The organism is Sphingomonas koreensis, assembly GCF_002797435.1.
In the GTDB taxonomy this organism is placed as follows: Bacteria; Pseudomonadota; Alphaproteobacteria; order Sphingomonadales; family Sphingomonadaceae; genus Sphingomonas; species Sphingomonas koreensis.
The window spans coordinates 2,128,462-2,143,034 of sequence record NZ_PGEN01000001.1; the positions used below are offsets into that span (position 1 = coordinate 2,128,462).

A 14,573-nucleotide genomic window follows, 5' to 3' on the forward strand; every position below is an offset into this window, starting at 1 on the left:
GAAGCTAGATGCGCCTGCTCGTCTTCGGCCTTGGCTATACCGCGTCGGCAATCGCCGCGCGGTTGCCGGGTGCTCGGGTGGCTGCAACCGGAAGCGCCGGCAACCTCGCCTTCGACGATGCGGATCGCGTGCGGTTCGAGGTCGCGCAGGCGACGCACATCCTCTCCTCGGTGCCGCCCGGCGAGGATGATCCGGTGCTCGCCGGCTATGGCGATGCGCTTGCCGCAACTAGCGCGTGGCTCGGCTACCTCTCCTCGACGGGAGTCTATGGCGACACCGCCGGGGCGTGGGTCGACGAGAGCGCGCCGACCGGCACCGGACGGCGCAGCGCGCGCGCGACCGCGGACACCGCCTGGCTCGCACTGGGCGCACGCGTCTTCCGACTGCCGGGCATCTACGGCCCCGGCCGCTCGCCGCTCGATCGCATCCGCAACGGCGAGGCGCGGCGGATCGACGTACCGGGGCAGGTGTTCAGCCGCGTCCATGTCGACGACATCGCCGGCGGAGTGATCGCCGGCTTCGATGCGCCGCCGGGCGCTTACAATCTCGCCGACGACGAACCCGCGCCGCAGAGCGACGTCATCGCGTTCGGCTGCCGGCTGCTGGGGTTGCCGGTGCCGCCGCTGGTGCCGCTGGAGGAAGCGAACCTCTCGCCCGCCGCACGCGCCTTCTATTCGGAGAATCGCCGCGTCGCGAACGGCAAGGCGAAGCGCGTGCTCGGCTGGCAGCCGCGCCACCGTGATTACCGGTTGGGCCTGCGCGCCCTCAGCGCAAGCACCAGCCCAGCGCCCGCGAGCAAGGCGCCCGCCGCCGCAAGCCACGACCAACGATAGCCCTCGAACAGGGTCGAGAGCAGCATCGCCAGCACCGGGATGATCACGCTCGAATAGGCGGCCTTGGCCGGCCCGATCTTGCGCAGCACGCTGAAATAGAGCGGGAACGACACTGCCGAGCCGAGGATCCCGAGATAGAGCACCCCTGCGACATAGGTGAACCGGGTGTCGAACACCGGCGGGCCTGTGGTGATCCAGGCGAAGGCCGCGTCCATCGACGCGCCGAGCAGCATCGACCAGCCCAGCATCGTCGCCATCGGATAGCGTTTCGCGGTCTCGGTCGCCTGCATGATGTTGGCGGTGGAGGCGGAGAGCACGCCCAGACAGGTGAGACCGATCCCCAGCCAGATCTCGCCGCTTCCCATCGGGTCGCGGCGCAGCTCGTGCAGGAACAGCAGCCCGACGCCCGCCATCGCGATCAGCGATCCGATGATCAGCTGCCGCCCCATCTGCTGGCCGAGAAAGACGCGCGCGAAGATCGCGTTGGGGACCAGCAGCAGCGCGAAAACCACCGCGACCAGGCCCGAGGTGACATGCCCCTCCGCGCGATAGACGAAGTTGAAATTGAGCGCGAACTGGAAGGCGCCCATCAGCGCCGCGAACAGCAGGCCCCGCGCATCGAGCCGGAGCGGCTGTCGCGTGAACGCCGCCCAGCCGAGCATGATCACGCCCGCGATCAGGAAACGGTAGGTGACCGACCAGGTCGGCGGCACCACGCCGAGCTGGCCGGTGATGACGATCCAGGTCGACCCCCAGATCAGCGTCACCGCCGCGAACGGCAGCAGGACGGAAAGCCGTGTGGAATTGGGCGCGGGCGCGGTGCTCACAGACGCGCGATCGCGTCGGCCAGCGGGCGGACCGCCGCCGCATCCTGATCCCAGGAGACGACGACCCGGATTTCGCCCGGCGCCCAGTCGTAGAAGCCGAAGCCCTGCGCGCGAAGCGAAGCGGCTTCTTCCGCAGTCGCCTTGAGAAACAGGGCATTCGACTGGACCGGATGCAGCAGGCGCGGACCCGCGGCCTGCGCGAGCAGCGCGGCGCCGGCATTGGCGGCACGCGCATTGCGCAGCCACAGCTCGCCGTCGAGCATCGCGTGCAGCTGCGCGGCGAGGAACCGGCCCTTGGATTGAAGGTGCCCCGCACGCTTGCGGCGCACGCGCGCGGCCTGGGCAAGATCGGGACGGAAGAACACCAGCGCCTCCGCGCCCATCCCGCCATTCTTGATGAAGCCGAAGCTCAGCGCGTCGACCCCGGCGCGCCAGCTGAGGTCGGCCGGCGTGCAGCCGAGATGCACCAGCGCATTGGCGAAGCGCGCGCCGTCGACATGGAAGCCAAGGCCGCGCTCCTTCGCCAGCGCCCCGATCGCGGCGGTCTCTTGCGGCGTATAGGCAAGCCCATATTCGGTGGCGTTGGTGATCGAGATCGCGTGCGGCTGGGTCCAGTGGACGCCCGGTTTGATCCGGTCGATCACCGCGCGGATCGCGTCCGGGGTCAGCTTCGCGCCCGCCCCTTCGGCGAGCAGCAGCTTGGCGCCATGGGTGAAGAATTCGGGCGCGCCGGCCTCGTCGGCCTGGATATGCGCCTCGCGATGGCAGACCACGCCGCCATAGGGCGGGCACAGCGAGGCGAGCGCCAGGCAGTTGGCGGCGGTGCCGGTGGGCAGCCACAGCACCGCGGCATCGGTTTCGAAGAGTTCGGAAAAGCGCGCATCGAGCGATTGGCTGAGCGCGTCGCCATCATAGGCGGTGTCCTGCACATTCGCGGCCGTCAGTGCCGCGAGCACCTCGGGACAGGCGGGGGCGGCGTTGTCGGAGAAGAAGCGCATGGCGGCCCCATGCGCCCTGCGATTCGCGCCGTCAATCGGACGCCTGCCGCGCGGGATGAATCACGCGTCCCGGCGCTGAGCGGTACTGTTTCGCTGGATCTTGCCGTCTGGCGATCCTCGACCTTGAGGGAGGATCGGTTCCGGCCTGTGCGGGGAGGCGGCAATCTCCCGCCCGGTCATCCCGGCCCGCCCATTTCCGGAGAAGGGGCCGGGCCGGCGAGGCTCAGGCGATGATGCCCGAGCCCGGCACGGCGGTGGTGGTGAGGATGGTCACGGTCGTGAGACCGAAGGAAACGAGGGTGATGAGGATGCTGCGTGCCATGATCTTGCTCCTGCTGGCTGGTCCGGTCAGGCGACCGGACCCATGCTGAGGGTGTTGGCGATCAGGAACGCGGTGAAGGCGGCAGCGCCGACCAGCGAGAAGGCGTAGCGGCTGAGCGAGTCGAAACGGAGTGCCATGATCTTGTTCCCTGTTGTGTTCCGCCAGACCGTCCGGCGGGATGCACAGAGATTTGCAGGGTCCGTGCCAACTCATATAAGTGATTGAATTATATGAAGTAGAAATTTTGTTGCCGAGATTGTTGGTATTCTACGCCAATATATTTGGCGAATTTCACCAACAATTTGCGGCAGAAAACCGAAGCCGATGCGTCAGCTGGCGTGGACGCAGTTCCGGCCGTCCTTCTTGGCGGCGTAGAGCAACCGGTCGGCGCGGCCGACGCTGGTGCCGAGCGACTCGCCATCGGCGACAAGGGTCAGGCCCGCCGAGAAGGTGATCTCGCCGAGCGGCGCATCGGTCTCCCGCAGACGATAGCGCTTGGCAGCGACGGTGGCACGGGCATTGTCCAGCGTCACGCGCGCACTCTCGAGCCCGGTGGCCGCGAACAGGATCGCGAATTCCTCGCCGCCATAGCGCGCGACCAGGTGCCCACCGCAGCAGGCTTTCAGCGTCTCGGCGATCGTCTTGAGCACGCGATCGCCCACGGCATGGCCGAACCGGTCGTTGACCCCCTTGAAATGATCGACGTCGCACAGGGCCACGCACATGCCCGCGCCCGCGGCCGCCAGTTCGGCATAGGCTTCCTCGAAGGCGCGGCGGTTGGGCAGTTCGGTCAGTGGATCGCGGCGCGCATTGTCGCGCGCCTCTTCCAGCTTGTCGCGCAGCTCGGTCGCCTCGCGCGTCGCGTTCTCGAGCCGGGATTCGGCATTGTGCACGCGCTCGAGCATCGTCGCGGTGACGCGCGACAGCTCGTCGAACAGCGCGCCTTCGGTCCCGCTGCCATAGCGGCGGATCGCATTCGCGCTGGCGGCAAGATCGCGGCCGAACCCCGCGGTCTCGTGGCGCATCGCCTGCACCATGTCCTGAAAGCCTTCGACCTGCATCTGGGTCTGCGCGACCAGCCCGTCTGCCTTGTCGCGAACGCTTCGCGCGCTCGCGGGCGAATCAACGCCCAGCGACTCGATATCCCGCTTGGTCAGCCGCACTCCGCCATCGGTCAGCGCCGCGACCGCCCGCGCGAGCGGGCCGTCCGAATCGTGGAGCAGATGCCAGGCGAATGCGAAATTCGCCGGATCGGGCTCCAGCCGCTGATCGGCCAGAAATGTGCCGATGCGCTCGAAAAGCTGCCAGGCCGGATCAGCGGCCGCAGCGGTTCGAGCGGCCCTCGCCACCGTCATAAATCCTATCCCCACGCTCATCGGGGCGCCCTTCACCCGCGCCCGCAAACGCACTCTGATGACCTTGACCTAGGTCCTAACTGCTAAGATCCGGTGAAATCGTTACGCCTGTAATAAGCATATTATTTGGGACGCTTGGCCCGCCATTCCTTGACCGCCGCGAGCGTGTTGCGGATGTGCGGCGCGGGGCTCATCTCGCTATGGGCATAGATCACCTTGCCATCGGGGGTGATGACGAAGCTGGTGCGACTGGTCATTGCGGTCTTGGTGCCGTTGCGCTTCAGCGCGACGTCATAGCCATCGATGATCGCCGGGGTCGCCTGCGCCACCGCGAACTTGCTCGCGCAATCCTTGGTCGAGAAGTCCTTGAGCTTTTCGATCGGGTCGGCGGCCATGCCGATCACCGTCGCGCCCGCCGCCTTGAACTCAGGCGTCGCGGCGGCAAAGGCCTGCGCCTCGGCGCTGCACCCCGGAGTGAACGACATCGGGTAGAAATAGAGGACGACCGGCCCCTTCTTGAGCTGCTTCTTGAGGTTGAGCGTGAATTCCTTGCCGGCAAGCGCGCCCTGCGTGGTGAAATCGGGCGCGACTGCGCCGGGCGCGATCTGGGCGGCGGCAGGCAGCGAGGCCGTCACGGCAAGTGCGGCAAGGATCGTCGTGCGCATCATATCACTCCTCTTTGCAGCGCTTATGCGCCTCTCCTCCACCCGCGCCAAGCATGCGGTCCAAACTCTTAGCGCGTAAGCGAAATCCCGATCCGGCCGTGCGTATCGCGCCTGCGGAAATCGTCGAGTGCCTCGCCATGCCCGGTGAACCCCTGTCCGAACAGATAGAGGCCGAACCCGCCGCCGAGATCCGCGAGCGGATAGGAAGCGAACAACTCGGCCGCGCCGCGCCCGGTCTCGAAATCGCCACGCACGTTCAGGCTGAGCTTGAGGCTGTCGGGCTTGACCACGGTCAGGCCGAGCGAGGCATTGCCCCAATATCGGTTGAGGTCCGGCGCGACGCCCTGTTTGCCGACATAGATCCAGGCCTGTGGAGTCACTTCCGCGCGCCAGTTGCCGCCCAGATCGAATGCCTTGGTGAAACGCGCGAAGATCCGGTTCGAATCGATCGAGGTCGCCGGCCCCTCGCCGTTCGAATCGTGCCGCCAGCCGATCCCGAAGGTCGCGGTCTCGTCGACCGCCTTCTCGTAGAAGATTTCGGGCGAATAGGTCGTATGCTCGAACGGGCCGGAGGGCAGGTCGAGCCGCCAGAACATCGTCTGGGTATAGGCGAATTTGAACCCGCTCAGCGCACTCTCGTTGCTGAACGGCTGGAAGGCGAAGCTGAACTGCAGCTTCGTCCCCGAATCGCCCGCGCCGAATGCGCCATAAATCGGCTCGTGCGGCGCAAAGCGAGCGAGGAAGCCCGACGCGGTTCCCGCAGAGCCCCGCACCTCGGTCTCGCCATCGGCATTGGCCGCGGCGGCAGAGGCCGCAGCACGCGCATCGGCGGGATAGGCGCTGCCGACACCGGGCGGAAGCTCGCCTGCAGTGGACGGCGCCGGGCGGGCGGCATAGGCGACGGGGACGTAGCGCGCCTTGGCGAAGCCGCCGGGCGCAATCGTCGCCGCGGGCGCGGGTAGCCGCTCGAGCGTCATCCGCGTGCCGTCGGCCGCGGTCACCTCGATCTGGCGCGGGCCTTCGGCGGGCACGGGCGCCGCGCCTTCGTTGAGCAGGATCACCTCGACCCCGCGCAGCGCCTCCCGCTCGGTCGCGGGCTGGGTGGGCACGGCACGGACCTGCGCCAGCGCGGGCGCGGCGGTCAAGGCGAGCGGAACGAGAAGCAGCGAGCGCATCGGCGCTCCGGATGCCAGCAAGCGATGACGATTGCGAGTCGATTGCTGCGGATCGCCTATCGGCTACCGCCCGGACGAGGCCTGGGATCGGCCGGTCACACTTGCGGGAGGGCGCTGAATGGACGCGGACGGCTGGAAGGGTATCGACATGATCTGGGATCATGAGCGGCCCGGCGTGGCCGCCAGCCTCTAGGCGGCTAAAGGCGCGGCGCAATGCGCAAGTATCAAGGGCCGGCGCCGGCGCACGGGCCCTTGATGGAGTTCAGGGCTTGACCACACGCTGCTCGATCACCTGGTCAAGCGTCCAGCGGATCGACGAGGCGTCCATGGGCGGGTTCTTCACCTTCTCCTCGATGATGCGCAGGCGGTATTCGATGCCCGGCTGCGGCTCGAAGCCGGTGATCCCGAAATAGTGGAGCTGCCAGGGGTCGCTTTCCTTCTCGCGCACCTGCAGGCAGGTCATCGGCGCGACACCCGTGCACGGCTTCGTCTCGGCCGAAACATAGATGAACTTGCGCGGCGCGTCGGCGGCGGGCTTGTGCGCGGCCTGATAGGTCAGCGTTTCGCCCCTGGCGGTGCGAAGGACGAGCTGGTCGCCCTTGATCGTGTAGCGGGTGACGGCGCCCAGCCGATCGACATAGGCGCGCTCGGTCGCCATCGCAGGCTCGGGGCAGGCCATCAGCGTGCTCGCGAAACCGCCCTTCTTGCCGCCGAAGCGGATCGTGCTGCCCTTGACCTTGAACGCGCCGCCGGTGCGGTTGCAGCCGGTGCTGCTCGAGAAGCGGCCGGTCCTGGCGTCGAAATCGAGGCGCAGGGACTTGCCTTCGGGCAGGGTGCGGCCGCTCCACTCGACCAGGTCCCAATGCTGCGCCGCAAGCGCGGGCGCGCCCTTCGTCGAGGAAGGCGCCGCCTGGGCTCCATTGGCTGCAAGCATCGCTGCCATGGCGATCGAGACGGCGCCGGCATGGCGGGGGAAGTTCATTCTTGGCTCCTGTTTCAACTGAAGGGCGCATCTGGGCACCTTCCCCTGAATTAGGCCTGTCCCGCTTGTTGCCGGAGCGACAGGAAACGGCCTGCCCTCCGAATTTCATAATGAAACCAGCATCCTGAGCGGATTGCTGCGCCGCAAAAATGTGGGGCGCGGCCAATCGGCGCCGGGATTCCCGGGCGCTGGGACTGGTTCGATTGATCAGGTGGCGGAGACGGAGGGATTCGAACCCTCGGTACGGTTCCCCGTACGACGCTTTAGCAAAGCGTTGGTTTCAGCCACTCACCCACGTCTCCGGTGCCCAGCGGCGAAGCGGGGGCTATAGCGAGCGATGTGCGGGCGATCAACGGCCCTTTTTCGCACGGTTCGCCTCCGGTTGGACTCAGGTGAACGCGAAATCGACTCGGGTCATCGCCCGTTCATTGCCGGGACATCACCTGCGGATTCAAATGGCATCATGGCGGGAGGACTTACCATGCGACGCGCGTTGATCTGGCTCACACTGGCACTGGCGGTGCCCTCGCTCGCGGCGGCGCCCGCGGCGGCGCAGATCCGTTCGGTCGATCCGGACAGCGCAATCGACGCCGACCTCAACCAGCCTCGGCCCGCACAGAGCCAGACACCGCCGCCGGCAAGTCAGCCGGTGGACGAGCCGGTCGATCCCGGCACTGATTACGGCCCGCCGCCCGCCGATGGGACGTCCGCGCAGCAGCCCGTCACGACCGCGGCACCCGCGCCCCCCGGCACCCAACTCGTCAAGCCCGAAGCCCCGACGACCTTCGACCGGGTGCGCGTGGTCGCCGCGGCCGAGGGCGTGTTCGGCAAGGGCGCCAGCGGCCTCGCCGCGCTGATCGAGGACATCCTCAAGGATCAGGGCGAACCCAATGCCTATATCGCCGGCAGCGAAGGTTCGGGCGCGATCGTCGTCGGGCTGCGCTACGGCTCGGGCAAGATGGTTCATGCGGTCGAGGGTGAGCGCAAGGTCTTCTGGACCGGCCCCTCGGTGGGCTTCGACATCGGCGGCGACGCGACCAAGGTGTTCGTGCTGGTCTACAATCTCTACGATAGCCAGGAGCTCTACAAGCGCTTCCCGGCGGGCGAGGGCCGCGTCTATTTCGTCGGCGGCTTCTCTGCCACCTATCTGCGCCGCGGCGACGTGGTGCTGATTCCGGTGCGGCTCGGCGTCGGCTGGCGGCTCGGCGCCAATGTCGGATACATGAAATTCAGCGAGAAGAGCCGCTGGTTCCCCTTCTGAGCGCTTGATTCGGGAGCGCGCAAGACGCGCTCCGGCGGTAGAACAGCGGGACTGGCGCGCGCCTCGCCGCCCCGCTAGGGCCGCGCCATGCCAGTCAGCCAAGCCGATATCGACCTTGCCGGACGCCTCGCCGATGCGGCGGGCGCGGCGATCCGCCCCTATTTCCGCGCCGAGCACGGCCTCGAGTCCAAGGACGATTCCTCACCGGTGACGCTCGCCGACAAGGCTGCCGAGGCAGCGATGCGGCGCCTGATCATCGCCGAACGGCCGATGGACGCGATCATCGGCGAGGAAGAGGACGACCGCCCGGGCACCAGCGGCCGAATTTGGGTGCTCGACCCGATCGACGGCACGCGCAGCTTCATCGTGGGGCGCCCGATCTTCGGCACGCTGATCGCCTTGCTCGAAGATGGCTGGCCCGTACTCGGCATCATCGACCAGCCGATCATCAAGGAACGCTGGCTCGGCGTCACCGGCCGCGAGACGCTGTTCAACGGCAAGCCCGCCCGCGCGCGTACCTGCCGCGAACTCTCAAAGGCGCTGCTCGCCACCACCTCGCCCGCTTTGTTCACCGACGGCCAGCTCCACGCGTTCGAGCATGTCGACGCCGCGGTGATGAGCACGGTGCTGGGCGGCGACTGCTATAATTACGGCCTGGTCGCCTCGGGCCATCTCGACATCGTCATCGAGGCGGGACTCAAGCTCCACGACTTCGCCGCACTGGTGCCGGTGGTCGAGGGCGCGGGCGGGCGCATGTGCGACTGGCAGGGCGACCCGCTCCACGCCGGCAGCAATGGCGAAGTCATCGCCGCGGGCGACCCGGCGCGAATCGAGGAACTCGTCGAAGCGCTCGCCTGCCAGGGGCATTAGGTTTGTCGCGCTGACGCGCGAAGCGGTACCGGCCCGCTCCCCCTCCCCGCCACCCACTTCAAGGTATCTTCGATGGGTGGCGGGGAGGGGGAGCGGGCCGGTACCGCAGGCGGTTGCAAAACCACCTCAAACAAACTAATGCGCCGCCTTTCCGCGATTCAGGTGGACCGTCCGGCTAACTAGGGCTGCCGTGGCTGTCTTGTAATCGTCGCGCGTAAAAGGAGACGAAAATGCCCAAGATGAAGACCAAGAGCGGTGTGAAGAAGCGCTTCAAATTCACCGCGACGGGCAAGGTGAAGCACGGCGTCGCCGGCAAGCGTCACCGCCTGAGCAGCCACAACGCGAAGTATATTCGCACCAACCGCGGCACGTCGGTCCTTTCCGAAGCTGATGCCGGCCACGTGCGCCTCTGGGCGCCGTACGGCCTGAAGTAAGGAGCACCTGAGACATGGCACGTGTTAAGCGTGGTACGACCACCAAGGCGAAGCATAAGCGGATTCTGGATCAGGCGAAGGGCTATTATGGCCGTCGCAAGAACACCATCCGCATCGCGCGCCAGGCCGTCGAAAAGGCCGGCCAGTACGCCTATCGCGACCGCAAGGTTAAGAAGCGCAGCTTCCGCGCGCTGTGGATCCAGCGCATCAACGCCGGCGTCCGCGCGGAAGGCCTGACCTATTCGCAGTTCATGCATGGCCTGAAGCTGGCGGGGATCGAGCTGGACCGGAAGGTCCTGGCCGACATCGCCATGCACGAGGGCGAGGCGTTTACCGCCATCATCGCGCAGGCGAAGGCGGCTCTGCCCCAGGCCGCCTGAGGCGACCTGTAGCGACCGAACAAATGGGGCGCCGGTGGAGACACCGGCGCCCTTTTTGGTTTGGCCTCCCTCTCCGTCACCCCGGCCTTGTGCCGGGGCCCGCCGGGAGGCAGGTCATGGACACGAGGGCTCCAGCGTGTCGCGCGCGGCACGGTGGACCCCGGCACAAGGCCGGGGTGACGATGGGAGGAATGAGACCATGACGCTCCACACCTGGTGGCTCTATGTCACCGCCGTGTTCCTGATCGCCGCGACGCCGGGGCCGAACATGCTGCACGTCATGGCCCAGAGCATCCACCACGGGACGCGCCGCTCGATCGCGTCGATGGCGGGGCTGATGACCGCGGTTCTCACCTGCCTGTTCGCCTCCGCCGCCGGCCTTGGCGCGCTGCTCAAGGCATCGCCGATGCTGTTCGACGTGCTGCGCTATGCCGGTGTCGCCTATCTCGTCTGGCTCGGGATCAAGGCATGGCGCGCGCCGGTCGCCGACAGTGATCCCGATGCCGAGAAGCCGGCCCCGCCCTCGCTCCGCGCACTCTACGCGACCGGGCTCGGCACCGGCTTCGCCAACCCGAAGCTGATCGTCTTCGCAGCGGCGCTGTTCCCGCAGTTCATCGATACGGGCAAACCCTTCGCACCGCAGCTCGCGATCCTGGTGGCGAGCTTCATCGTGATCGAGACCTTCTGGTACAGTGTCTACGCCCTGGGCGGCCGCTCGCTCGCCGCCTGGCTCGCCCCGGCCAACCGCCAGCGCCTGTTCAACCGCATCACCGGTGGAATCTTCGTCGCGTTCGGCGCCGCGCTGTTCGGACACCGCGTCTAGTTTACCCCGGGGCCTTGACCTTCGCGCCCGACTGCGGTTCGGGCCACATCGACCAACGAACGGAATTTCGATGACCACCGATCTCGACCAACTCAGGGCCGAACTCCTCGCTTCGATCGATGCCTCGTCCGGCGTCGACGCGCTCGACGCGGTACGCGTCCATGCGCTCGGCAAGCAGGGTGCCGTCACCGGCCTGCTCAAGACCCTCGGCGGCATGTCGCCGGAGGAGCGGCAGGAAACCGGCCCGCGCATCCATGCGCTGCGCGAGGCGGTGACCGACGCGATCGCCGCGCGCAAGGCGGCGCTGGAGGGCGCGGCGCTGGAGGCGAAACTCGCCGCCGAGACGCTCGACATGACCCTGCCGGCGGACAGCGTGCCTGCGGGCAGCGTGCACCCGGTTTCGCAGGTCATGGACGAGCTGGCGGAGATCTTCGCCGACCTGGGCTTCGCGGTCGCCACCGGGCCGGAGATCGAGGACGACTGGCACAATTTCACCGCGCTCAACATTCCCGAGACGCATCCCGCGCGCGCAATGCACGACACCTTCTACCTCGCGGGCGATCATGCCTCGCCGATGGTGCTGCGCACCCACACCTCGCCGGTCCAGATCCGCGCGATGAAGGCGGCGGGCGGGCACAAGCCGGTGCGGATCATCGCGCCGGGCCGCACCTATCGCAGCGACAGCGACGCCACCCACACCCCGATGTTCCATCAGGTCGAGGGGCTGGTGATCGACAAGGGCATTACCCTTGGCCACCTCAAATGGACGCTGGAGACCTTCCTCAAGGCGTTCTTCGAGCGCGACGACATCGTCCTGCGCCTGCGCCCGAGCTACTTCCCCTTCACCGAGCCGTCGGCGGAGGTCGATGTCGGCTACACGCTCATCAACGGCAAGCGCGTCATCGGCGGTGACCCGTCAAAGGGCGATGGCGGCTGGATGGAGGTGCTCGGCAGCGGCATGGTCCACCGCAAGGTGATCGCGGCCGGCGGCTATGATCCCGACGAATGGCAGGGCTTCGCCTTCGGTTGCGGGATCGATCGCCTCGCGATGCTCAAATATGGGATGGATGATTTGCGCGCCTTCTTCGACGGCGATCTGCGCTGGCTCAAACATTATGGCTTCTCGGCGCTCGACGTGCCCACGCTGAGCGGGGGAGTGGGCGCATGAAGTTCACCCTGAGCTGGCTCAAGGAGCACCTCGACACCGACGCGACGCTCGATCAGATCGACGAAGCGCTGACCCGTGTCGGGCTCGAGGTCGAGGGCATCGAAAATCCGGGCGAGAAGCTCGCGCCGTTCCGCGTCGCGAAGGTGCTCACCGCCGAACGCCACCCGCAGGCGGACAAGCTTCAGGTGCTGACCGTGGACGCGGGCGACGGCGTGCCGCTCCAGGTCGTGTGCGGCGCCCCCAATGCGCGCGCAGGCCTGGTCGGCGTGCTCGGGCTTCCCGGCGCGGTCGTCCCGGCCAACGGCATGGTGCTCAAGGTCGCGGCTGTACGCGGTGTCGAATCCAACGGCATGATGTGCTCGACGCGTGAGTTGGAACTCGGCGAGGATCATGACGGCATCATCGAGCTGCCCGAAGACGCGCCGATCGGCACCAGCTTCCCCGATTATGCCGGCCTCAACGATCCGGTGTTCGACGTGTCGATCACGCCGAACCGTCAGGATTGCATGGGCGTGCGCGGCATCGCCCGCGATCTCGCCGCCGCGGGCCTCGGTACGCTCAAGCCGCTCGACGCCACCCCGGTGAAGGGCGAAGGCGCCGGGCCGGAGGTGCGGATCGACGCGCCCGAGGGCTGCCCCGCTTATTACGGCCAGACCGTGCGCGGGGTGACCAACGGCGCTTCGCCCGACTGGATGCAGGCGCGATTGAAGGCCGTGGGCCAGCGCCCGATCTCGGCTTTGGTCGACATCACCAACTATGTGATGATCGACCTTGGCCGCCCGCTCCACGTCTATGACAAGGCCAAGCTGTCGGGCGCGCTCGTCGTGCGCAAGGCCAAGGCCGGCGAGCAGGTGCTGGCGCTCAACGAGAAAACCTACACGCTCGACGAGAGCATCACCGTGATCGCCGACGACAATGGCGTCCACGACATCGGCGGCATCATGGGCGGCGAGGATACCGGCGTGTCGGAAACGACCACCGATGTCGTGATCGAATGCGCCTATTTCGATCCCGAGCATATCGCACGCGCCGGCCAGAAACTGCTGCTCACCAGCGACGCGCGCACCCGCTTCGAGCGTGGCGTCGATCCCGCCTTCCTCGAGGACGGCATCGCCATCGCCACGCGGCTCGTCACCCAGATCTGCGGCGGCGGCGCGAGCGAAGTCACCCGCGTCGGCACCTTGCCGCGCGTCGGCATCACCACCGGCTATGATCCGGTGCTTGCCGAAACCCTGGGCGGCCTCGTCATTCCTGCCGGGCGCCAGAAGGCGATCCTCGAATCGCTTGGCTTCACGGTCGAACCGCTCGACGCAAACGGCGATCCGGTCGGCATCGACGCGGGCTTCGACGCTTTCCGCGTCACCGCGCCGAGCTGGCGCCGCGACATCGACGGCCCGGCCGACCTGGTCGAGGAAGTGATCCGGATCGAGGGGATCGACAACGTCCCCTCGACGCCGCTACCGCGCGCGCCCGGCGTCGCCACGCCGACCGCGACGCCCGAACAGAAGCTCGAACGTCGCATGCGCCGCACCGCCGCGTCGCGCGGCCTCAACGAGGCGGTGACGTGGAGCTTCATCGCCGAAAAGGAAGCCGCGGCCGTCGGCGGCGGCGCCTGGACGCTGGCCAACCCGATCAGCGAGGATTTGAAGGTCATGCGCCCCTCGCTGCTGCCCGGCCTGCTGATGGCCGCCGGCCGCAACACGAAACGCGGCGCCACCAGCGTTCGCCTGTTCGAGATCGGTCGCCGTTACCTCGCCGATGCCGAGAAGCCGACGCTCACCGCCCTGCTCGCGGGCGACAAGACGCCCCGCGGCTGGGCGAACGGCAAGGCACAGCCCTTCACCGCCTATGACGCCAAGGCCGAGGCGTTGGCGCTGCTCGAAGCCGCGGGGGCGCCGGTCGGCAACCTTCAGGTGATGGGCGACGCGGGTGACGCCTGGCATCCCGGCCAGTCGGCGACGCTGCGGCTCGGGCCGAAGACGGTGCTGGCGGCGTTCGGCATGTTGCATCCGGCACTGCTCAAGCAGTTCGACCTCGACGGTCCCGTCGCGGCGGTCGAGATCTTCCTCGACGCGATTCCGGCCAAGCGCTCCACAGGCTTCATGCGGCCGGCCTATACGCCGCCCGCGCTGCAGGCGGTGACCCGCGACTTCGCCTTCATCGTTCCCGCCGAGCTGGCGGCGGGCGACCTCGTCCGCGCGGTCAGGGGTGCGGACAAGGCGGTGATCACCGAAGCCCGGCTGTTCGACCTGTTCACCGGCGCGGGCGTCGAGGAGGGGAAGAAGAGCCTCGCCATCGAAGTGACGCTGCAACCGGGTGAGAAAAGCTTCACCGACGCCGAGATCAAGGCGGTGGCCGACAAGGTCGTCGCCGCCGCGGCCAAGCTGGGCGCGACGCTGCGGGGCTGACCGTCCCGCTAACCCAACCCGTCACCCCGGTCTTGTGCCGGGGTCCACGGGGCGGCAACGGTGGACTGGAAC

14 protein-coding genes and 1 tRNA gene are annotated in these 14,573 nt (G+C 67.6%); 8 read left to right on the forward strand and 7 right to left on the reverse strand.

Annotation, left to right across the window (positions count from 1 at the left end):
- Positions 1 to 8: 8 nt before the first annotated feature.
- Positions 9 to 833 (forward strand): Rossmann-fold NAD(P)-binding domain-containing protein, encoded by an 825-nt coding sequence (locus BDW16_RS09990; RefSeq protein ID WP_083954446.1) that lies wholly within the window; start codon positions 9 to 11, stop codon positions 831 to 833.
- On the opposite strand, the gene BDW16_RS09995 is transcribed toward BDW16_RS09990, so the two are convergent.
- The 7 genes from BDW16_RS09995 to BDW16_RS10025 form a co-directional block, all read right to left on the reverse strand.
- A complete protein-coding gene (locus BDW16_RS09995; RefSeq protein WP_066581264.1) occupies positions 743 to 1,660 on the reverse strand; it encodes a DMT family transporter in 918 nt (305 codons plus the stop codon). The genes BDW16_RS09990 and BDW16_RS09995 overlap by 91 nt on opposite strands.
- A complete protein-coding gene (locus tag BDW16_RS10000) occupies positions 1,657 to 2,658 on the reverse strand; it encodes a threonine aldolase family protein (protein ID WP_066581262.1) in 1,002 nt (333 codons plus the stop codon). The genes BDW16_RS09995 and BDW16_RS10000 overlap by 4 nt, the downstream gene beginning before the upstream one ends.
- A 651-nt stretch (positions 2,659 to 3,309) precedes the next feature.
- Positions 3,310 to 4,335, reverse strand: coding sequence for a GGDEF domain-containing protein (locus BDW16_RS10005; RefSeq protein ID WP_066581261.1), 1,026 nt, complete (start codon positions 4,333 to 4,335; stop codon positions 3,310 to 3,312).
- Between the two features lie 122 nt (positions 4,336 to 4,457).
- Entirely contained in the window at positions 4,458 to 5,003 is a 546-nt protein-coding gene (locus tag BDW16_RS10010; protein ID WP_066581260.1) for a peroxiredoxin, read from the reverse strand.
- Positions 5,004 to 5,068: 65 nt separating this feature from the next.
- Positions 5,069 to 6,175: a phospholipase A gene (locus tag BDW16_RS10015; RefSeq protein WP_066581259.1), complete on the reverse strand. Its 1,107-nt coding sequence runs from the start codon at positions 6,173 to 6,175 to the stop codon at positions 5,069 to 5,071.
- Between the two features lie 262 nt (positions 6,176 to 6,437).
- Positions 6,438 to 7,157, reverse strand: coding sequence for an META and DUF4377 domain-containing protein (locus BDW16_RS10020; RefSeq protein ID WP_066581258.1), 720 nt, complete (start codon positions 7,155 to 7,157; stop codon positions 6,438 to 6,440).
- A 212-nt stretch (positions 7,158 to 7,369) separates the two neighbouring features.
- A tRNA-Ser gene (locus BDW16_RS10025) sits at positions 7,370 to 7,459 on the reverse strand.
- 179 nt (positions 7,460 to 7,638) lie between these two features.
- Here BDW16_RS10025 and BDW16_RS10030 point away from each other — a divergent pair.
- The 7 genes from BDW16_RS10030 (at position 7,639) to pheT (ending at position 14,501) form a co-directional block, all read left to right on the forward strand.
- Positions 7,639 to 8,418, forward strand: coding sequence for a DUF1134 domain-containing protein (locus BDW16_RS10030; RefSeq protein ID WP_083954445.1), 780 nt, complete (start codon positions 7,639 to 7,641; stop codon positions 8,416 to 8,418).
- An 87-nt stretch (positions 8,419 to 8,505) separates the two neighbouring features.
- Positions 8,506 to 9,288, forward strand: coding sequence for a histidinol-phosphatase (hisN, locus tag BDW16_RS10035; protein WP_066581255.1), 783 nt, complete (start codon positions 8,506 to 8,508; stop codon positions 9,286 to 9,288).
- Positions 9,289 to 9,518: 230 nt separating this feature from the next.
- Positions 9,519 to 9,722, forward strand: coding sequence for a 50S ribosomal protein L35 (gene rpmI, locus BDW16_RS10040; RefSeq protein ID WP_066581118.1), 204 nt, complete (start codon positions 9,519 to 9,521; stop codon positions 9,720 to 9,722).
- 14 nt (positions 9,723 to 9,736) lie between these two features.
- Positions 9,737 to 10,102 (forward strand): 50S ribosomal protein L20, encoded by a 366-nt coding sequence (gene rplT / locus BDW16_RS10045; RefSeq protein WP_010543146.1) that lies wholly within the window; start codon positions 9,737 to 9,739, stop codon positions 10,100 to 10,102.
- A 199-nt stretch (positions 10,103 to 10,301) separates the two neighbouring features.
- Entirely contained in the window at positions 10,302 to 10,925 is a 624-nt protein-coding gene (locus tag BDW16_RS10050) for a LysE family translocator (protein ID WP_066581116.1), read from the forward strand.
- A gap of 70 nt (positions 10,926 to 10,995) precedes the next feature.
- Complete coding sequence (pheS, locus tag BDW16_RS10055; protein ID WP_066581115.1) at positions 10,996 to 12,093, forward strand: phenylalanine--tRNA ligase subunit alpha; 1,098 nt, start codon at positions 10,996 to 10,998, stop codon at positions 12,091 to 12,093.
- Entirely contained in the window at positions 12,090 to 14,501 is a 2,412-nt protein-coding gene (gene pheT / locus BDW16_RS10060; RefSeq protein WP_066581110.1) for a phenylalanine--tRNA ligase subunit beta, read from the forward strand. Before pheS ends, pheT begins: the two co-directional genes overlap by 4 nt.
- The last annotated feature ends 72 nt before the right edge of the window (positions 14,502 to 14,573 follow it).